Here is a 20612-nt window from a genome sequence, read left to right as displayed (position 1 = left end):
CCGCATGACCGCGCTCGTCCCCGCCTCCACCACCCGCGTCGTCGTCCACGCCGCCGGCGACCTCCGCGTCGAGGAGGCGCCGCTCGCGCCGCGCGGCCCCGGCGAGGCCCTCGTCGCCGTCGCGTACGGCGGGATCTGCGGCTCCGATCTGCACTACTGGACGCACGGCGCCGCGGGCGAGTCGATCCTCCGCGAGCCGCTGACGCTCGGCCACGAGGTGGTCGGCACGGTCGTCGAGGCAGCGGCGGACGGCTCCGGACCCCCGGTCGGCGCGGCCGTCGCCGTGCACCCCGCGACCGCTCGCGGCGAGTGGCCCGACGGGCGCCCCAACCTCGCGACCGAGGGCACCTATCTGGGCAGCGCCGCGCGGATGCCGCACACCCAGGGCGCGTTCGCCCGCCACGCGGTGCTGCCGGCGCGCATGCTCCGCGAGCTGCCCGCCGGTCTCGGGCTCCGGGAGGCGGCGCTCGCGGAGCCGGCGAGCGTCGCCTGGCACGCGGTGTCGCGCGCGGGTGAAGTGTCGGGACGGCGCGCGCTGGTGATCGGCAGCGGCCCGATCGGGGCGCTGATCGTCGCCGTGCTGAAGCGGGCGGGGGCGGCCGAGATCGTCGCCGTCGACCTGGCCGAGGAGCCCCTCGCGATCGCCCGGGCGGTCGGCGCGACCCGGACGATCCGCGCGACCGAGCCGACGCGATCGCCGAGGTCGCGGCCGACGTCGTCTTCGAGTCCTCGGGCAGCCCGCGCGGCCTCGCCTCGGCCGTCCGGGGCGCCGCCCGCGGCGGCACCGTCGTGATGGTGGGACTCCTCCCCTCGGGCGAGCAGCCGGCCCTGATCTCGCTCGCGATCACCCGGGAGCTGCGCCTGATCGGCTCCTTCCGCTTCGTCGACGAGATCGACGAGGTGCTGGCGGCGCTCGCCGACGGGAGCCTCGCGGTGGCGCCGGTGGTCACACAGGTGCTGCCGCTGGAGCGCGCGCTCGAGGCCTTCGAGCTCGCCCGCGACGCCTCGCGCTCGAGCAAGGTGCTGCTCGACTTCACCCCGTGACGGGCGCTCGAGGCGCCTCCGGAGGGTCGGGATCGCCCGAGCGTTCGGGGTTCCCTCGGACGGCGGCGCCGCCGGAGCACTACCGTTGCACCATGGCGTCCACCGATACCCCCGATTCCGCCCCCGAAGCCGACACCGCTTCCGAGAGCGCCCCCACGCTCACCTTCTCCGACCTCGGTCTCTCCGACCCGGTCCTCAAGGCCCTCAAGGAGGTCGGCTACGAGACGCCCTCGGCCATCCAGGCCGCGACGATCCCGTCCCTCCTCTCCGGCCGCGACGTCCTCGGCGTCGCCCAGACCGGCACCGGCAAGACCGCGGCGTTCGCGCTGCCGATCCTCTCGCGCCTCGACGTCTCGCAGAAGACGCCGCAGGCCCTCGTGCTGGCCCCGACCCGCGAGCTCGCGCTGCAGGTGTGCGAGGCGTTCGAGCGCTACGCGTCCGGCCTCCGCGGCGTCCACGTCCTCCCCGTCTACGGCGGCCAGGGCTACGGCACCCAGCTCTCCGCGCTCCGCCGCGGCGTCCACGTCGTCGTCGGCACGCCCGGCCGCATCATGGACCACCTCGAGAAGGGCACCCTCGACCTCTCGCAGCTGAAGTTCCTGGTTCTCGACGAGGCCGACGAGATGCTCAAGATGGGCTTCGCGGAGGACGTCGAGACGATCCTCGCCGACACCCCCGTCGAGAAGCAGATCGCGCTGTTCTCGGCGACGATGCCCGCGCAGATCCGCCGCATCTCCGGCAAGTACCTGAAGGAGCCGGAGGAGATCACGGTCAAGAACAAGACCACGACCTCCGTCAACACCACCCAGCGCTACCTGATGGTGTCCTACCCGCAGAAGGTCGACGCCCTCACCCGCATCCTCGAGGTCGAGAACTTCGAGGGCATGATCGTGTTCGTCCGCACGAAGAGCGAGACGGAGACGCTGGCCGAGAAGCTGCGCGCCCGCGGCTACACCGCGGCGGCGATCAGCGGAGACGTGGCCCAGGCCCAGCGCGAGCGCACCGTCGAGCAGCTGAAGTCGGGCAAGCTCGACATCCTCGTCGCGACCGATGTCGCCGCCCGCGGTCTCGACGTCGAGCGCATCAGCCACGTCGTCAACTACGACATCCCGATCGACACCGAGTCGTACGTCCACCGCATCGGCCGCACCGGTCGCGCGGGGCGCAGCGGAGCGGCGATCAGCTTCGTCACGCCGCGCGAGCGCCGCCTCCTCGCCGCCATCGAGAAGGCCACCCGCCAGCCGCTGACCGAGATGCGGATGCCGAGCGTCGAGGACGTCAACGTCACCCGCCTCTCGCGCTTCGACGACGCGATCACCGCGGCGCTCGCCGACACCGAGCGCCTGCAGCGCTTCCGCGACATCATCGGCCACTACGTCGAGCACCACGACGTGGTCGAGTCGGACGTCGCCGCCGCGCTGGCCATCGTCGCGCAGGGCGAGGAGCCGCTGCTGCTCTCGCCCGACGACCCCCGCTTCGCCCGTCGCGAGCGCGAGGACCGCGACTCCCGGCCCGACCGCGGCGACCGCCCCGAGCGCGGCGACCGCTTCGACCGCGGCGGCGACCGGGGCGAGCGTCCCGAGCGCCGTCAGCGCCCGGCGAACAGCAACCTCGCCTCGTACCGGATCGAGGTCGGCCGCCGCCAGCGCGTCGAGCCCCGCCAGATCGTGGGCGCGCTCGCGAACGAGGGCGGCCTCAACCGCGGCGACTTCGGGCACATCGACATCCGCCCGGACTTCTCGATCGTGGAGCTGCCGGCCGACCTGCCCCAGGACGTGCTCGACCGCCTCGCCGACACCCGCATCAGCGGCCAGCTGATCGAGCTGAAGCCGGACCGCCGTCCGAGCCGCGCCGGCGCCGACCGCGGCGCACGCCCCAGCGGCCCGAGCCGCTCGAGCGAGCGCCCGGAGCGCAAGCCGCGCTACTGACGCCTCCCGCCCCGGCGGACGGGCTTCCACGAGACGCCGCTCCGGTACAGCGACCCTTGCGTGTCGCGAACCGGAGTGGCGTCTCGCGTTGGTGCGGGGGGCGGCCTCAGCGGCGCAGGACGCGCCGGGCCAGCACGTTGCCGAGCAGCTGCACCAGCTGCACGATCACGATGATCACGAGCACCGCGGCCCAGGTGACGACCGGCTCGAACTGCCGGTAGCCGTACTGGATCGCGAAGTTGCCGAGCCCGCCGGCGCCGATGTATCCGGCGACCGCCGACATGTCGATCACGGCGACGAACACGAACGTGTAGCCGAGGATCAGCGGACCGAGCGCCTCCGGCAGCAGCACCGTGCGGACGATCCGGAACCGGCTCGCTCCGACCGACCGCGCCGCCTCGATCACGCCGGGCTGCACGGTCAGCAGGTTCTGCTCCACGATCCGCCCGATGCCGAAGGCGGCGCCGAGCGAGAGGGTGAAGACGATCGCGTCCGTGCCGATGCCGGAGCCGACCACCAGCCGGGCCAGCGGCTGGGCCGCGGCGATGAAGATGATGAACGGGATCGGCCGGAACACGTTCACGATCACGTTGAGCAGTCCGTGGACCACCCGGTTCGCGTAGAGGGCGCCGCCGCGGGTGAGCGCCAGGCCCAGCCCGATCAGCAGTCCGCCGAGCCCGCCGAAGAGGAGGCTCAGCGCGACGATGTAGAGCGTCTCGCCGGTCGCCTGGACGAGCTTGGGCAGGAGCGGGATCAGCTCGTTCATCGGGGCACCTCCGTGAGGGCGACGCGTCCGCCGAGGCGGGCGAGGAGGGGGTCGACGACGCCGTCCGGCGCGTCGAGGGCGACCGTGAGGTGGCCGAAGGCCCGTCCGCGGACGTCGGTGATGCCGCCGTAGACGAGCTCGAGCGGCACACCGGCGGCCGCGACCTCGGCGAAGACGTCGCCCTGGGAGGCGGAGTCGTCCGAGAACGAGAGCGTGACCAGCCGGCCGCGGTGGCGCGCGCGCAGCACGGCTGCCTCCGCGGGTGAGGGCACCGAGCGGACGACCGTGGAGACGAAGCGGCGGGTGACCGGCTCGCGCGGGGCCGAGAACACGTCGAAGACGGGCCCGCGCTCCACGATGCGGCCCGACTCGATCACCGCGACCTTCGTCGCGAGCTGCTGGACCACGTCCATCTCGTGGGTGATCACGACGATGGTGACGCCCAGCTCCTCGTTGATGCGGCGGAGGAGGGCGAGCACCTCGCCGGTGGTGTCCGGGTCGAGCGCGCTGGTGGCCTCGTCGGCCAGCAGGATGCGCGGGGAGGCGGCGAGGGCGCGGGCGATGCCGACGCGCTGCTTCTGCCCGCCCGAGAGCTGCTCCGGGTGGCTGCGCGCCTTGTCGCTCAGGCCGACGAAGCGGAGCATCTCGTCGACGCGGGCGCGCTGCTCCGCCCGCGGGACGCCCGCGACCTGCAGCGGGTAGGCGACGTTCTGCCCCACGGTCTTCGAGCCGAACAGGTTGAACTGCTGGAAGATCATCCCGATGCCCAGGCGCAGCCGACGCAGCTCGCGCTCGGGCAGCCCCATGGTCTCGCGGCCGTCGATCTCGATGCTGCCGCTGGTCGCGGGCTCGAGGGCGTTGACGAGGCGCGCGAGCGTGCTCTTGCCGGCGCCGGAGTAGCCGATCACGCCGTAGACGTCGCCCGCCTCGATCTCGAGGCTCACGCCGTCGACGGCCGCGGTCGGGGCGGCGCCGCGCCCTGCGCCGGGGTACACCTTGCGCACGTCGGTCATGCGGATGAGCGGCACGGGGCGCCCTTTCTGTTGCGGGGGAGGCGCGGGACCGCGCCGGTGGGGAGCTCCGCGAGCGGAGGATCCGACCGGCGCGGTGCCGCGGGTGCCGGAGTCAGGAGGCGGCGGAGATGTCGGTCTCGGCGGACTCGAGCGAGGTCTCCAGCTCGGAGGCGGGGGTCTTCAGGAAGACCGCGGTGCCGCCGGACTGCTCCGAGACGCCGTCGAGCACGTCCTGGCTGTCCTGGTAGACCGAGACGAGCTTCGTGTAGGTCTCGTTCTCGGCGTCGTCGGCTCGGGCGGCGAAGATGTTCGTGTAGAGCAGGGAGGCGGGGTCGCTCGGGTCGTCCTGGGCGATCGTGTCCGAGGCCTTGAGGCCCGCGTTCTCGATGAAGTCGTTGTTGATGATCGCGGCGGCCACGTCCGGGAGCGACGTCGGGGTGAGGGAGGCCTCCAGCGCGGTGACCTCCACCTTCGAGGAGGATTCGACGTCGTCGACGTTCGAGAGCACTCCGCCGCCGTCCTTCAGCTCGACGAGCCCGGCCGACTGCAGCACCAGCAGCGCGCGCGCCTGGTTGGTCTCGTCGTTGGGGATCGCGACGGTGGAACCGGCGGGGATGTCCGCGACGTCGTCGTACTGCGAGGAGTAGAGGCCGAGCGGGTAGATCGCGGTCGCGCCGATCGGCACGAGATCCGCGTCGGCCGAGGTGTTGTACTGCGCCAGGTAGGCGATGTGCTGGAACTGGTTGAGGTCGATCTCGCCCTCGGTGAGGGCGGGGTTGGGCTGGTTGTAGTCGCTGAAGTCGACGATCTCGACGTCGATCCCGGCGTCGGCGGCGGCCTTCTCGTAGGTGGCCCAGTAGGGGTCGCTCGCGCCGACCACGCCGATGCGGACGGTGTCGTCGCCGCCGCCCGCGCCGGAGCAGCCGGCGAGGAGCAGGGCGGCGGAGGCGGCGATCGCGGAGGTCGCGAGGAGTCGGGTGCGCAGGGTCATGGCTGTGGGGATCCTTCCGTGGAGAGGATCCGGGCACGCGGTGCCGACCGGGCGGTGCTGGTCACCGCCGGCGCTGCGACCGGCCTCCGGTCGCTCGGCGCCGCGACTGCGCGGATCCCGGGGATCACCTTACGAAGGCGGTCGGACCCGCGCGGAACCCGCGCGTAACACGGCGACTCGGAGGCAGAGGAAGCGCGCGCTCACCGCGGGATCGCGCTGTGACGGCTGCTCAGCGCCTGACCGCGCCGCGCCGGACGCTCAGCTCGCGAGCGCGCCGTCCTCGCCCGCCGACGCCTCGTGCTTGGCGATCCGCTTCGCTATCGCGTCGCGCTCGGCCCGGAGCGACGCGATGGTCGGCTTGTCCAGGCGGGGGTCGGCCAGATCGGCGAAGGGGCTCGCGGCGCCGGTGCGCGCGGACACGAGCGCGGCGTACGCCTTCGTCGCGGCGCGGAGCTCGGCTCCGGCCAGTTCGACCTTCCGCGGCTTCGACTCCTTGTCCGAGACGAGTCGGGCGTGCTTGTCGAGGGCCTCTACCAGTGCGCGATGCGCAGCGTCAATCTTCTTGCTCATAGGCGCATTATGGCGCAGGATCGGCGCACGGCGCCGACTGTGACTCCCCGCGCCCGTCGCCACCTTCCGTGAGACGCCGCTTCGGCACGCGACACGCCGGGGGAGGCGTACCGGAGCGGCACCTCGCGGGGAGGGGACGGGCGGGTCAGCGGGCGACCGGCGTGGAGACGGACGACGCGCCGGCGCTGGTGGCGACCGCCTCGAGGACGCGCTGCACGTCGAGGGCGTCGGCGAATGTGGGCGTGACCGCCGTGCCTCCGGCGATCGCCTCGACGAGGTCGACGACCTGGTGCGTGAAGAGGTGCTCGTAGCCGATGCCGTGCCCGGTCGGCCACCAGGCCGCCATGTACGGGTGCGCCGGCTCGGTGACCTGGATGCGCCGGAAGCCCTGCGCCTCCTCGGGGTCGCGGGCGTCGTAGTACTCGAGCTCGTTCATCCGCTCGAAGTCGAACGCGATCGAGCCGAGCTCGCCGTTCACCTCGATCCGGTTGGCGTTGCGGCGGCCGGTCGCGACGCGGGTCGCCTCGAAGACGCCCAGGGCGCCGCCCTCGAAGGAGGCGGTGAAGGCCGCGGCGTCGTCGACGGTCACGGCGCCGCGCGGGGCGTCGGCACCGGCGCGGCCGCCGAGGCCGACCTGCTCGCTGAGCACGGGGCGCTCGGTGGTGAAGGTGCGCAGCGTCGCCGAGACCGAGGTGATGCCGCGGCCGGTCAGCCACTGGGCGGTGTCGATGCTGTGCGCGCCGATGTCGCCGAGGGCGCCCGAGCCGGCGCGCTCCTTCTGCAGGCGCCAGGTCAGCGGCGCCTCGGAGTCGGACAGCCAGTCCTGCAGGTACTGGGCGCGCACGTGGCGGATGTCGCCGAGGCGGCCCTCCTCGATGAAGCGCTTGGCGAGGGCGAGGGCCGGGGTGCGACGGTAGCTGAAGCCGCACATCGCCACCTTCCCGGAGGCGGCGGCCGCGGCGACCATCCGCTCCGCCTCCTCGACGGAGTTGGCGAGGGGCTTCTCGCACAACACGTGCTTGCCGGCCTCGAGGGCCGCGATGGCGATCTCGGCGTGGGTGTCGCCCGGGGTGCAGATGTCGACGAGGTCGATGTCGTCGCGGGCGATGACGGCCCGCCAGTCGGTGGAGGCCTCGCTCCAGCCCAGCCGCTCGGCGCGCTCGGCGGTCGAGTCGGGGTTGCTCCCCACGAGCACGGCGAGCTCGGGGCGGAGGGGGAGGGGGAAGAAGCGGGAGGCGGTGCGCCAGGCGTGCGAGTGGGTGCGGCCCATGAAGGCAGTCCCTACCATCGCGACGCGCAGGGCTCGGTCGTTCGACATCGTCGTCCTTTCGTCGGCCGTACGACCCTGCCACGGGTCGGGGCGCGGGCGCTACCGCGCTCGGCGAGGCCGCCTCCGGGGCGACGCGCCCGGGCTGCACGGACATGAGCGCGTTCATAGGGTTCGGAGAGCGCTCTATCACGGACGGAATGTCTCAACCGCCGCCGTCAGATGTCGCGTAATCCCGCGGATCCCAGCCCTGACGCGGTAGCAGGAAGCCCTCGGGGCGACTGGGCGATCACTCGAACCGCCTTCGAATCGGTTCAGAACTTTTGCTTGACCCGCGACGTAAGTGGAAGTAGCTTCATCCGCATGGTCACCGCAGACCCCCGCAGCACTGCTGCACAGCCTCTTCCCCGCACCTCCGACGAGTCTCAGCAGCTGCTTCTGCAGATGCGCGGCATCGTGAAGGTCTTCCCCGGCGCCCGTGCTCTCGACGGCGTCGACCTCGATGTCCGACCCGGTGAGGTGCACTGCCTCCTCGGCCAGAACGGCGCCGGCAAGTCCACCCTCATCAAGACCCTCGCCGGGGCCCACCAGCCCACCGAGGGCGAGATCCTCGTCGACGGGAACGTCGTCACGATCCCGTCCCCGACGGCGGCCCTCGCCCTGGGCATCGCGACGATGTACCAGGAGCTCGACGTCGTCGACGGCCTCTCCGTCGCCGAGAACATCTTCCTCGGCCACGAGCTCTCCCGCGGCGGCTTCACCGCCCGGGCGAAGGCCACGAGGATCACCCGCGAGCTGATGGAGCGCCTCGGCCACTCCGAGATCTCGCCGAACCGCGAGGTCGGCACGCTCTCCGCCGCCGGCAAGCAGATCGTGCAGATGGCCCGCGCCCTCTCGCACGACGCGCGGGTCATCATCATGGACGAGCCCTCCGCGGTGCTCGACTCCGAGGAGGTGGAGAACCTCTTCCACGTGGTGCGCCAGCTCACCGCCTCCGGCGTCGCCATCGTCTACATCTCGCACCGCCTCGACGAGATCCGCGCCATCGGCGACCGGATCACCGTGATCAAGGACGGCGCGACCGTCGCGCAGAACCTCGCGGTCGCCGACACCCCCACCTCGAAGCTCATCACCCTGATGACCGGCCGCGCGGTCGAGTACGTCTTCCCGGACCGCCAGGAGCTCGACGTCGAGGCCGAGACGCTGCTGAAGGTCGAGAAGCTGGGCCTGCAGGGCTCCTTCTCGGACGTCTCCCTCGAGATCCGCGCCGGCGAGGTCGTCGGCCTCGCGGGGCTGGTCGGCTCCGGCCGATCCGAGATCCTCGAGACCATCTACGGGGCGCGCCGCGCCAGCACCGGGACGGTCAGCGTGGCGGGCAAGCGCCTGCGCGCCGGCTCCGTCACCTCGGCGGTCGACGCCGGCATCGGCCTCTGCCCCGAGGAGCGCAAGAGCCAGGGCCTGCTCCTGGACGAGCCGGTCTACCGCAACATCACCCTCTCGACCTTCGACCGCTTCGCCAAGCGCGGCTTCCTCGACGAGCGCTCCGAGCGCGCGGCGGCGGCCGAGCAGGCGGTCTCCCTCGACCTGCGGCCCTCCGGGGTCGACCGCGACGCCCGCACCCTCTCCGGAGGCAACCAGCAGAAGGCGCTCCTCGCCCGCTGGCTCGTGCGCGGCTGCCGCGTCCTGCTGCTCGACGAGCCGACCCGCGGGGTCGACGTCGGCGCACGGGCCGAGATCTACACCCTGATCAGGGACCTCGCGACCAACGGCGCCGCCGTGCTCGTGGTCTCCAGCGAGATCGGCGAGGTCCTCGGACTCTCCGACCGAGTGCTCGTGATCTCCGACGGCGCCGTGGTCCACGAGGGCCCGGCCGATTCGATCGACGAGCACCGCGTGCTCGATCTCGTCATGGAAGGAAGTGCAGCGTGAGCGGACAGCTCGACACCGCGTCGCCGTCGATCGGCGGTCCGCAGGAGGACGCCGCCCGTCACGCGTCGGCCGCGACGGGAGGCTCCTCCGGGGGCGTGCCGTCCAAGGACTCCCGCTCCGGGATGGCCCGCCTCATGCAGGGCTCCCTCGGCCGCAACGTCGGGCTGCTGCTCGCGCTGGTGATCCTCTGCATCGTCGGATTCGCGACCGCGGGCGAGCGCTTCGCCAGCGTCGACAACGTGCTCACGATCCTCCGCCTCGCCGCGGTCATCGGCGTGCTGAGCATCGGGATGACCTTCGTCATCACCTCCGGCGGCATCGACCTCTCGGTCGGCTCCGTGATGGGGCTCGCGACGGTCTGGGCGAGCACGGTCTCGACCCAGTACTACGCGGCCAACACCTCCTGGCTGGTGATCGTGCTCACCGCGGTCGTCGTCGGCCTCGTCTGCGGCCTCATCAACGGCGCGCTGATCGCCTACGGCCGGGTCGTCGCCTTCATGGCGACCCTGGCGATGCTCGTCGCCGCCCGCGGCTTCGCCGAGCTGATCTCGAACCGCCAGACGCAGGTCGTCACGGTCACGCCGTTCCTCGACTTCTTCCGCGCCGACGTGCTCGGCATCCCGGTGCTCGTGCTGATCTTCGTGGTCGTCGCCGTCGCCGGCTGGATCCTGCTCAACCGCACCACCTTCGGCCGCCGCACCATCGCGGTCGGCGGCAACCCGGAGGCGGCCCGTCTCGCAGGCATCAAGGTCCGCCGTCACACCATGTACGTCTACGGCCTCGCCGGGCTCACCGCCGGCATCGCCGCCGTCATGATGCTCGCCCGCACCACCGCCGGCAGCTCGACCAACGGCCTCCTCTACGAGCTCGACGCCATCGCGGCGGTCGTCGTCGGAGGCACGCTGCTGGCCGGCGGCCGCGGCACCATCGTCGGCACCGTGTTCGGCGTCCTCATCTTCACGACCCTGACCAACGTGTTCACGCAGAACAACATGTCGACCTCGACTCAGGCCGTCGCGAAGGGCGCGATCATCGTCGCCGCCGTCCTGCTGCAGCAGCGGTTCGCCGCCCGCGGCAGGAAGTCCTGACCCCGGGGCTCCGGCCCCGCTCCTCCACACACAGCAACCCACCCGACCACTCAGGTCACCTCTCCGCAGGACACGTGTGCCCTCGGACCCCTCGGATCGATCGAAGGAGATCACTTCCATGCCCGCACGCCCCTTCACCCGCAGCCGCCTCTCCCGCACCGCCCGACTCGGCTCGGCCGGCGTCGCCTTCGGCGCCGTCGCGCTCATGCTCACCGGCTGCATCTCGAACGCCCCGGTCGAGACCGGCAACGCCGCCTCCGGCGGGACCGCCGCCGCCGTGGCCGCCTCGGACAACGACGCCTCCGGCGACAACGTCGTCATCGGCTTCACCGCTCCCGCCGCCGACCACGGCTGGATGGGCGCGGTCAGCCGCGCCGCCATCGCCGAGGCCGAGAAGTACGACGACGTGGAGCTCCGCACCGCGGAGGGCACCAACGACGTCAACCTCCAGATCAGCCAGGTCGAGACCTTCATCAACGACGGCGTCGACGCGATCGTGCTCCTGCCGATCGACGGAGCGGCGCTCACGCAGGTCGCCACACAGGCGATGGAGGCGGGCATCACCGTCATCAACGTGGACCGCGAGTTCTCCAGCCCCTTCGCCGCCCGGTCGACCATCCTCGGCGACAACTACGGCATGGGCGTCAGCGCCGGCACCTACATCTGCGAGGAGCTCGGCGACAACCCCGACGCCGTCGTCGCCGAGATCGCCGGCATCGACTCCCTCCCGCTGACCCAGGAGCGCAGCCAGGGCTTCTCGGACGCGCTCGAGGGCTGCGGACTCGACGTGGACAACCGCGTCGCCGCCGACTTCACCGTCCAGGGCGGAGAGCAGGCCGCGGCCAACCTCCTCCAGGCCGCGCCGAAGATCGACGCCATCTGGAACCACGACGACGACCAGGGCGTCGGCGTCCTCGCGGCGATCGACACCGCCGGACGCGACGAGTTCCTCTTCGTCGGCGGCGCCGGCTCGGCCAACGTGATGCGCGCGATCGAGGCCGACGACTCCGTCGTCAAGGCCACGGTCGTCTACCCCTCGACCCAGGCCGCGGACGGCATCAAGCTCGCCCGCCTCGTCGAGCAGAACAAGTCGATGGCCGACACCAGCTCGCTCGGCGTCCCGCGCCAGATCCAGCTCTTCGCGCCGGTCGTCACCAAGGACAACGTCTCCGAGTACCTGCCCTCGGCCTTCGAGTCCTGATCGGCCCCACCAGCCCGGGTCGGCGCGGGAACCATCCCGCGCCGGCCCCCACCTCGGCGCCGCCCCGGGATCACTGACGACCCGCAGCGCAGCGCCACCGGCATCCGCGAGAGGAGGAGGAGTGCAAGACACCGGCCCCAGGGCCGGACAGGAGGAGACCGGATCCGCTCAGTCGTGCGGACAGCGACGGACCCGGCCTCTGCGATGAACACCTCATTGAAGGAATCACATCACGCATGAATGGTAAGCGATCCTCGAGAAGAAGCATCAGGCGTCTTCTCGCACTCGGCATCGCCGGGATGGTGACGGTCTCCGGACTCACCGCCCTCGGCCTGCCCGCCTCGGCCCACGACGGAGTGGACCACGGTTCCGAGGGCGGAGCATCCGCTCTCGACTGGAGCAACTACGAGAAGGTCCTGCTGACGAAGAACGTCGGCGAGCCCCTCGACCTGGCCGTCCTCCCGGACAAGTCGGTCCTCCACACCGCTCGGAACGGCGAGATCCGCCACACCGACCCCAAGACCGGCACCACCCGTGTCGTCAACACGATCCCCGTGTACCAGAACTCGGAGGACGGGCTGCAGTCCGTCGGCATCGACCCCGACTTCGCCGAGAACAAGTGGGTCTACCTCGTCTACGCGCCCCCCGGGAACACCCCGACCGGCGCGGCTCCGAACATGCTGCCCGAGGGCGCGACCGACAGCTACTGGGACCAGTGGAAGGGCATCAACCGCCTCTCCCGGTTCAAGTGGACCGGCTCGGGCCTCGACCTCGCGAGCGAGCAGAAGATCATCGACATCGAGACCCAGCGCGGGCAGTGCTGCCACGTGGGTGCCGACTTCGACTGGGACGCCGACGGCAACCTGTACCTCTCCACCGGCGACAACACGCCGGCGAGCGCTCCGGGTGCCGCGGGCTTCGCGCCGAACAATGACGCGCCCCGCATGAACCCGGGCTTCGACTCGCGTCGAGGCGCCGGCAACACGAACGACCTCCGCGGCAAGATCCTCCGGATCACCGTGCAGGAGGACGGCTCGTACACGATCCCCGAGGGCAACCTCTTCCCGGTGGGAACCGAGAAGACCCGCCCCGAGATCTTCGTGATGGGCGTCCGCAACCCGTTCAAGATCGACGTCGACGCCGAGACGAACACCCTCTCCTGGGGCGACTACGGCCCCGACGCCACGAAGGCCGCTGCGGCCGACGGCGTCCGCGGCCCGATGGGCCTCGTCGAGTGGAACGCGACCGGACTGGACGAGCCGCACAACTCCGGCTGGCCCTACGTCCACGGACCCAACGCGCCGTACAACGAGTGGAACTTCGAGACGTCGACGCCCCGCGGCTTCTTCGACCCGGAGAACCTGAAGAACAACTCGCGCTGGAACACCGGCCTCGTCGACATCCCGGACGCCAAGGCGGCGACCGTCTACTACGGCGACAACCCCGGCGACCAGCCGTTCGACGAGCTCGTCAACTTCGGGACCAGCACCGGCCAGGGCCCCATGGGCGGACCGGTGTACCACTTCGACGCGGAGAACACCTCGACGTCGAAGTTCCCGGAGTACTGGGACAAGAAGACCTTCTTCGGCGAGTTCTCGCAGGACTACATCGCGGCGTTCACGCTCGATGAGGACCGCGCGGTCACGCACATCGAGGACTTCCTCCCCAACGCGGCGCTCAGCCAGGCCGCGCAGCCGATCCACGACAACCCGATGGACATGGAGTTCGGCCCCGACGGGTCGATGTACGTGATCGAGTACGGCGACGGATTCTTCCGCGCCAACCCCGACGCGGGCCTGTACCGGATCGACTACGCCGAGGGCAACAAGGCGCCGCAGGCCCGCTTCACCGCGACCCCCCTGTCCGCCTCGCAGACCCCGCTCGAGGTCACGTTCGACGCCAAGGGATCGACCGACCCCGAGGGCGACGCGCTCACCTACGACTGGGACTTCGACGGCGACGGCACCTTCGACGCCACCGGAGTGACCGTCAAGAAGACCTACACCGAGCTCGGACAGTTCACGGCCCGTCTGCGCGTCACCGACGCCAAGGGCAAGTTCAGCCTGACCTCGCGGGTCATCTCGGTCGGCAACCAGGCGCCGCAGATCCAGATCCAGACGCCCGGCAACGGCTCGTTCTTCAGCTGGGGCGACGCGATCCCCTACCAGGTGACCGGCAAGGACGCTGAGGACGGCGACCAGATCGTCAGCAGCCGCGTGGGCTGGACCTACGGCCTCGGCCACGACGAGCACGCCCACCCCGAGGTCACCGGCACCGGTGCCAAGGGAGCGTTCCCGACGTCCAAGGACTCGCCCGAGCACGGCCCCGGCGCGCTGCTGTACGGCACCGTCGTCGTGACCTACACGGACGGCGGCTTCAACGGCCTGCCCCCTGCTGCGGCCGAGGCGACGCTGCGGCTGAACCCGAAGACGCAGGAGGCGGAGCACGCCGCCCGTGAGGGCGTCCTGCCCTACGCGGACACCACCGCCAGCGGCGGCAACGCCGTCAGCGGACTCGGTGCGGGATCCTTCCTGCGCTGGGACCCGGTGAACTTCGCCAACCTGACCGGCGTCGTGGTCCGCGCCACCGGTGAGGGCACCGTCGACCTCCGCTGGAACGCTGCCGACGCAGCGCCCTTCGGAACAGCGACCATCCCCGCGGGAGCCGGCTGGAAGGACGTCCTCGTCCCCTTCGGCACCAACGTCCCCCGCGGCACCGGCTCGCTCTACGTGACCTCGCCCAACGGCCTGTCGCTCGACTCCCTCACCTTCCAGGGTGCCGGCGCCGGTGACAAGACGGCTCCGACCGTCGCGGCGACCCTCGACCCGGCAGCGCCTGCGGGCGTCGGCGGCGTCTACAACAAGCCCGTGACCCTCGGCCTCACCGCCACGGACAACGGAGCGCTCTCCACCGTCCAGTACTCCGCCGACAACGGCACGACGTGGACCACGGTCCGCGCCGTCAACGGCGCGTACACGGTCCCGTTCACCACGAACGGCACCCGGACGATCCAGTACCGCGCCACCGACACCGGCGGCAACGTCTCGGCGGTCGGCACGGTGAAGTTCACGATCGACCTGGCCGCGGCGAACGCCCCGACCGCCGCGTCGACCACCACTGTGGCGCTCTCGGCTCCCCGCGTGACCTTCGGGGCACCCGGCGAGGCGACCGTCACGGTCACCGGTCAGGGTGGGAACCCCGGCGGAGAGGTCGTCCTCTACGAGGGCGCCACCGAGCTGGGCCGCGCGACGCTGAAGGACGGCAAGGCGACCTTCGCCCTGCCGAAGACCCTCGGCGCCGGCACCCACACCCTCCGTGCGGCGTACGGCTCGGACGCCACCTTCAAGGCCTCGGAGGGCACCGCCCGCCTGATCGTCTCGAAGGCCGCCTCGGAGCTCACCGCGACCGTCTCGCCCAACCCGGTCAAGCCGGGCGCCAGCGCGCAGGTCACGGTCGACGCGAAGTCCTCGACGGGTGTCGCCGGCACCGGTCAGGTGAGCGTGATGGTGAAGAGGAACCTCTCCACCGTCGCGATGCTCACCGGGACCCTCGACGAGAACGGGCACGTCGTGGTGACGCTCCCGAAGCTCGCGGCGGGCAGCTACAAGCTGACCGTCACCCACACCGCCACGGCGGACACCAACGCCGCGTCGGCGCTGCTGAACCTCACCGTCCAGCAGTAGCCCCCGCGCAGGGGCCGGCCGGCTCGACCGGGCCGGCCGGCCCCCCACCCCCTGCACCATCTGCCATTTCGAAGGAGAAATGATGCACCACCACCACGCATCCATCACGGCCAAGCCGATGAGCCGGCGCTCGCTGATGACGGCCCTGGCCGCATCGACCGTCGCGGTCGGCGTCGGAGCGGGAGCCCTCGCGGCACCCGCCACGGCCGCCCCCGCGCCCTCGTCCGGATCCACGCGCCTGGTCCCGATCAACCGCATCGGCATCCAGCTCTTCAGCGTCCGCGACAAGGTCTCGTCGCTCGGCTTCCGGGCCGTCTTCGAGGAGCTCGGCCGCATCGGCTACAGCGAGATCGAGTTCGCCGGGTACACCCAGGGCAACGTCGGAGCGATCACCCCGCAGCAGATCCGCCAGCTGCTCGACGACAACGGCCTCCGCGCCGTCGGCTCGCACGTCGGCACCAACCTCCTCCGCTCGGAGCTGGGCAAGCAGATCGAGATCGCGCAGATCCTCGGCACGCCGCACCTCGGCACCGGCAACGCGCCCACCAACGTCAACACCAAGGCGGGCTACCTCGCCGCGGCGGAGGAGTGGAACAAGTGGGGCCAGCAGGTCTCGGCCGCGGGCATGAAGCTCTACCAGCACAACCACGCCGGTGAGTTCGGGTTCGCCACGGACGACCCCAAGACCCGCCTGTACGACCTCTTCTACGACAACACCGACCCGCGTCACGTGTACCTCGAGATGGACGTCTACTGGGCGTACGTCGGCAAGAAGCTCTACCCGGGCTTCGAGCCGCTCGACTACATCAAGCGCAACCCGCGCCGCTACCCGATCCTGCACCTCAAGGACGGCAAGACGAACAACGCCAACACCAACGGCTACGACATCGTCGAGTTCGGCGCGGGCAACCTGCCCTACCAGGCGTTCCTCTCGGAGCTGCGCGACCGCGGCCAGCGCTTCGGCGTCTGGGAGCAGGACACCGCTCCCACGCTGGCGACGCCGCCGAGCACGGGGAACTCCCTCGAGGCCGCTTCCCGCAGCTACTCCGCGATCGCTGCGCTCCGTGGCTGAGCGCACCCCGCGCCGCGCGCGCCGCACCGACAGCACCACCACCAGCACGACGCGCACGAGCGCACCGAGGAGAACCCCCATGAAGTGGAAGACGCCCACGGCGGTCCTCGCGGCCGCCTCCCTCGCGATGGTCGCCGCGCCGTCCGCCTTCGCGGCGACGACGGACTGCACCACCGAGCTCGGGAACCAGACGATCACCGGAGATCTCAACGTCGGCGCGGGCCAGACCTGCGTGCTCGGCAACGTGACCGTCACCGGCAACGTCATCGTCGGCGACGACGCCTGGCTGGACGCCACCTCGGCGACCATCGGCGGCGACGTGATCGGCACCGACGCGTACGGCATCTCGATCGACGGCACCAGCGTCGGCGGAGACGTCGTGTCGTTCTCGGACGGCAGCCGCAACGGCTTCCTCTACCTGCGCGACCTCACGGTCGGCGGCATGGTCGAGGCCGGCGGGATCGACGTCGAGTTCAGCGACCTCTCGGTCGACGGCTCGGTCAGCACCGACGCGGCGAACTACGTCGACGTCGACCGCGCCAGCGTCGGCGGCGACGCCACCTTCGCCGGCAGCGACTTCGGCGTGAACGTGCAGGGCGCCATCGTCGGCGGCTCGCTCGCCGTCACCGGCTCCTCGCGCGGCGTCCTCCTGGGCGCGAACGAGGACGGCTCGGCCTCGGCCCTCGGCAACACGGTGGGCGGGAACCTCACGCTCTCGGGCAACTCCGGCAACGTCCAGCTCGCGGGCTCGACGGTCGGCGGGCGCATCGCGCTCGCCGACAACGCGCCGGCGGTCAACTTCGGTGCGGGCAACACCGCCGCCGGAGTGGACGGCACCTTCACGGGAACGGCGGCGGGCGCTGCGGCGGCCGGCGACCAGGCCGTGGCCGTCATCGTCCCCGAGGCCAACAAGGGCGAGCTGACCTGGACGCTCGAGGGCACCAGCAACCTGGTGAACCTCGGCGTCGCCGAGGAGCAGGGCGACCACTTCGCCGCCTCCGGTGAGCTCGTGCCGGTCCGCGTGACCGACACCCGCCTCAACGGCCCGGCCTGGTCGGTCACCGGCCAGCTGAGCGACTTCCGCTCCGGCGAGAAGACGTTCTCGGGCAAGCACCTCGGCTGGACCCCCGAGGTCCTGGAGAACACGGGCGGTGCCGTCGCCGGCGCTGCCGTCCCCTCCGGGTTCGACTCGGGCAACGGCCTCGCCACGCCCCGCGTCCTCGGCTCCGCCGCGGCGCAGCACCCGACCGGATCCTCGGTCCTGGGCGCCGACCTCGACCTGAAGCTCCCGCTCTCGGTCGGAACCGGCACCTACACCGCGACGCTGACGCTCACCGCGCTCGGCTAGCACCGGTGGGGCGGCCTCCGGGCCGCCCCACCTTCCCCCCGTCTCTCCGCGAGACGCCACTCCGGTACGCCCCGCTCGGCGTGCCGCGCACCGGAGCGGCGTCCCGCGGGGAGGCATCCCCCCCTTGCAACGGAAGCCTGATCGATGCCGCTCATGCCACGCACCTCCCGCACCACCGCCGCCCTGCTGCTGATGACGCTCCTCGCAGCCGGCGGCCTCTCGGCTCAGGCGGGTGCCCAGGAGGCGGATCCCGCCTCCACGCCGGTCACCTGGGGGGTGCGCCCCGCCGACACCGAGCAGGGCAGCGAGCGGCCGAACTACGCCTACGCCCTCGATCCCGGCGGACGCCTCAGCGACGCCCTGATCGTCTCCAACTACGACGACGAGGAGCAGACGTTCCGCGTCTACGGCTCCGACGGCTTCATCACCGAGGCCGGCCAGCTCGACCTGCTCCCCGCCGCGGAGCCCTCGACGCAGCTCGGCAGCTGGATCGCGTTCCCCGAGCCCGAGGTCACCGTGCCCGCCGGCGAGAGCGTGCAGGTCCCGTTCGAGGTCGTCGTCCCCGACGACGTGACCCCGGGCGACTACGCCGCGGGCGTCGTCTCCTCGATCCTGGTGCAGGGCGAGACCGGAGTCTCGGTCGACCGGCGCCTGGGCTCGCGCATGTACCTCCGCGTCGGCGGCGAGCTCGCCCCGCGCCTGTCGATCGACGGCCTCGCCGTCTCGTACCAGGGCGGCTGGAACCCCTTCGCCCCCGGCTCCGCGACCGTCGACTACACCGTGACCAACGCGGGCAACACCCGCATCGCGCCGGGCGCCGAGATCAGCGTCGCCGGCCTCTTCGGCCTCGCGCCGGTGTCCGCGACCGACCCGGAGCCGCTGCCCGAGCTCCTCCCCGGAACCTCCGTCTCGCGCACCGTGACCGTCGCCGGAGTCTGGCCGCTCTTCGTCGCGACCGCCCGCGCCGCGCTCTCGGGCACGGTCGTCACCGCCGACCAGGCCTCCCAGGCCGACTCCGCCGTCGTCGTTCCCGACGTGCCGGTCGCCACCGCCGAGACCTCGGCCGCGGCCGTGCCGTGGAGCGCCGTGCTCCTCCTCGCCCTGCTCATCGGGCTCATCGTGCTGACCGTCGTCCGCCGCCGCCGCCGGGCCGCGGGGGAGCAGGCGCGCATCGACGCCGCCGTCGCCGCCGCTCTCGGCGCCCAGCCGGAGGACGCCGACCGCGCGGAGGTCCGCTCCTGACCGGGTGCGGCCGACGCGGTCCGCGGGGGATCGCGCCGGCGCGGCCCGCCGTCTCCGGGCGCGCGGCCGCCGCTCTAGCGGACCGCCCGCCCCTCGGCGCGCAGCTGCTCGAGGAAGCCGTCCACCACGGCGGGGCTGAGCAGGTGCCCGCGCAGCATCAGCGCGGCACCGCGCACGCCCCCGCTGCCGCCCAGCTCGGCGGTCACCACGTCGAGCCGCTGCGTCGCGAGGGGGAGGGAGCGCTCGTCGATCACCGAGCGCACGGCCGTCAGGATCTCCGGGCTGGCGAGGGCGACCGCGCCGCCCAGCACGATGACGGAGGGGTTCAGCAGGCTCACGCAGGTGGCCAGCACCTCGCCGAGCTGGAGTCCCGCGATCCGCGCCGCCTCCACGGCCTCGGGATCGCGCGCCTTCAGCAGGTCGATCAGCTCGCGCACCGACTGCACGTCGCGGCCCGCCCGGGCGAGCCCGGCGGCCAGAGCGGAGCCGCCCGCGACCGCCTCGAGGTCCCCCTCCTGACCGCCCGCCGCGGCCGGGGCCGTGCGCGGCACCTGGACGTGGCCGAGATCACCGGCGGAGCCGAGGGCTCCGCGCTGGAGCAGCCCGGACGAGACGATGCCCGCGCCGATGCCGGTGCCGACCTTCACGAACATCAGATCGAGGGCGTGCGGGAACCGCGAGGCCCGCTCGCCGAGCGCCAGCAGGTTCACGTCGTTGTCGACGAGCACCGTGGTGTCGTAGCGCCGGCGCACGAAGGCGGGGATGTCGAAGCCGTCCCAGCCGGGCATGATCGGCGGGCGCACCGGGCGGCCGCTCGCGTGCTCCACCGGGCCGGGCACGCCGACCCCGATTCCCGCGAGGGCGGAGCGGTCGACGCCGGCCGCGGCGAGGATCCCGTCGCAGACGTCGAGCGCGTGCCCGAGCACCGCCACGGGGCCCTGCGCGATGTCGAGCTCCTCGCGGCGCTCGGCGATGATGCGGCCGTCGAAGTCGGTCAGCGCGATGGTCGAGTGCGCCGCGCCCAGGTCGATGGCCAGGAGCGAGCGGACGGCCGGGTCGAAGACGAGGCGCGCGGACGGGCGGCCGCCGGTCGACGGAGCGCGGTCGAGGTGCGCGATCAGTCCGAGGTCGAAGAACTGCTCCAGGCGCGTCATCACCGCGGTCCGCGCGAGGCCCGTCTCCTCGACCAGCTCGGCGCGGGTGCGCGGCCGACCGTCGGCGAACAGCCTCAGCATGTCGCCGGTCGCGGTACCCGCGCGCTCGGCCACGCTCAGCTCCTTCTCTCGGCCCGGAGGACGGGTTCGGGGGACAGCACACCTGAGGAAACCAGTCGACGCACGGTCGCGCAATCTCGGCGGGCCCTGCGTGCGGTTCCTGCGCAACACGGCCGGCCGGAGGCGCGACGCGCGCCCGGCCGAGGCCCCTCCCCACTCCGATCGCCCGGGTGCGCCCCGACGATCGCCGCTCAGC

General features: G+C 72.1%; 14 protein-coding genes and 1 pseudogene. 9 read left to right on the top strand and 6 right to left on the bottom strand.

Going from position 1 to position 20612, the window contains the following annotated elements:
• Positions 1-4 precede the first annotated feature (4 nt).
• Positions 5-1044: pseudogene (locus C5C50_RS08785) on the top strand (L-idonate 5-dehydrogenase).
• A 92-nt stretch (positions 1045-1136) separates the two neighbouring features.
• Complete coding sequence (locus C5C50_RS08780) at positions 1137-2972, top strand: DEAD/DEAH box helicase (protein WP_104237941.1); 1836 nt, start codon at positions 1137-1139, stop codon at positions 2970-2972.
• 106 nt (positions 2973-3078) lie between these two features.
• On the opposite strand, the gene C5C50_RS08775 is transcribed toward C5C50_RS08780, so the two are convergent.
• From C5C50_RS08775 to C5C50_RS08755, 5 genes are all read right to left on the bottom strand, one after another.
• Positions 3079-3738, bottom strand: coding sequence for a methionine ABC transporter permease (locus C5C50_RS08775; protein WP_104233527.1), 660 nt, complete (start codon positions 3736-3738; stop codon positions 3079-3081).
• A complete protein-coding gene (locus C5C50_RS08770) occupies positions 3735-4766 on the bottom strand; it encodes a methionine ABC transporter ATP-binding protein (protein WP_258067714.1) in 1032 nt (343 codons plus the stop codon). The genes C5C50_RS08775 and C5C50_RS08770 overlap by 4 nt, the downstream gene beginning before the upstream one ends.
• A 97-nt stretch (positions 4767-4863) precedes the next feature.
• Positions 4864-5742 (bottom strand): MetQ/NlpA family ABC transporter substrate-binding protein, encoded by an 879-nt coding sequence (locus tag C5C50_RS08765; protein WP_104273276.1) that lies wholly within the window; start codon positions 5740-5742, stop codon positions 4864-4866.
• Between the two features lie 258 nt (positions 5743-6000).
• Positions 6001-6312, bottom strand: a complete 312-nt coding sequence (locus C5C50_RS08760; RefSeq protein WP_104260659.1) for a hypothetical protein — start codon at positions 6310-6312, stop codon at positions 6001-6003.
• A gap of 145 nt (positions 6313-6457) precedes the next feature.
• Positions 6458-7630 carry a Gfo/Idh/MocA family protein gene (locus tag C5C50_RS08755; protein WP_104273275.1) on the bottom strand — a complete coding sequence of 391 codons (1173 nt, stop codon included), beginning with the start codon at positions 7628-7630 and terminating at the stop codon, positions 6458-6460.
• A gap of 393 nt (positions 7631-8023) precedes the next feature.
• On the opposite strand from C5C50_RS08755, the gene C5C50_RS08750 reads away from it, so the two are divergent.
• The 7 genes from C5C50_RS08750 to C5C50_RS16965 all read left to right on the top strand — a co-directional run bounded on the left by C5C50_RS08750 (position 8024) and on the right by C5C50_RS16965 (position 19142).
• Complete coding sequence (locus C5C50_RS08750; protein ID WP_208543410.1) at positions 8024-9508, top strand: sugar ABC transporter ATP-binding protein; 1485 nt, start codon at positions 8024-8026, stop codon at positions 9506-9508.
• 122 nt (positions 9509-9630) lie between these two features.
• Positions 9631-10596 (top strand): ABC transporter permease, encoded by a 966-nt coding sequence (locus tag C5C50_RS08745; RefSeq protein WP_104222491.1) that lies wholly within the window; start codon positions 9631-9633, stop codon positions 10594-10596.
• Positions 10597-10714: 118 nt separating this feature from the next.
• Positions 10715-11797 carry a substrate-binding domain-containing protein gene (locus C5C50_RS08740; RefSeq protein WP_104222461.1) on the top strand — a complete coding sequence of 361 codons (1083 nt, stop codon included), beginning with the start codon at positions 10715-10717 and terminating at the stop codon, positions 11795-11797.
• 236 nt (positions 11798-12033) lie between these two features.
• Positions 12034-15480, top strand: coding sequence for a PQQ-dependent sugar dehydrogenase (locus tag C5C50_RS08735; protein WP_146085878.1), 3447 nt, complete (start codon positions 12034-12036; stop codon positions 15478-15480).
• An 82-nt stretch (positions 15481-15562) separates the two neighbouring features.
• Positions 15563-16552 carry a sugar phosphate isomerase/epimerase gene (locus C5C50_RS08730; RefSeq protein WP_219813837.1) on the top strand — a complete coding sequence of 330 codons (990 nt, stop codon included), beginning with the start codon at positions 15563-15565 and terminating at the stop codon, positions 16550-16552.
• Positions 16553-16631: 79 nt separating this feature from the next.
• A complete protein-coding gene (locus C5C50_RS08725) occupies positions 16632-17900 on the top strand; it encodes a hypothetical protein (RefSeq protein ID WP_104273273.1) in 1269 nt (422 codons plus the stop codon).
• A 153-nt stretch (positions 17901-18053) separates the two neighbouring features.
• Positions 18054-19142, top strand: coding sequence for a hypothetical protein (locus C5C50_RS16965; RefSeq protein ID WP_146085484.1), 1089 nt, complete (start codon positions 18054-18056; stop codon positions 19140-19142).
• A gap of 74 nt (positions 19143-19216) precedes the next feature.
• On the opposite strand, the gene C5C50_RS08715 is transcribed toward C5C50_RS16965, so the two are convergent.
• The gene (locus tag C5C50_RS08715) at positions 19217-20410 is read right to left on the bottom strand and encodes an ROK family protein (protein ID WP_258059432.1); all 1194 of its coding nucleotides are present in this window, start codon (positions 20408-20410) and stop codon (positions 19217-19219) included.
• Positions 20411-20612 lie beyond the last annotated feature (202 nt).

Origin of the sequence: Rathayibacter sp. AY1D9, assembly GCF_002932395.1 — a bacterium.
Lineage (GTDB): Bacteria > Actinomycetota > Actinomycetes > Actinomycetales > Microbacteriaceae > Rathayibacter.
Note: the sequence above shows the minus strand (reverse complement) of the source record. Positions and strands in the feature narration are given on the sequence as shown.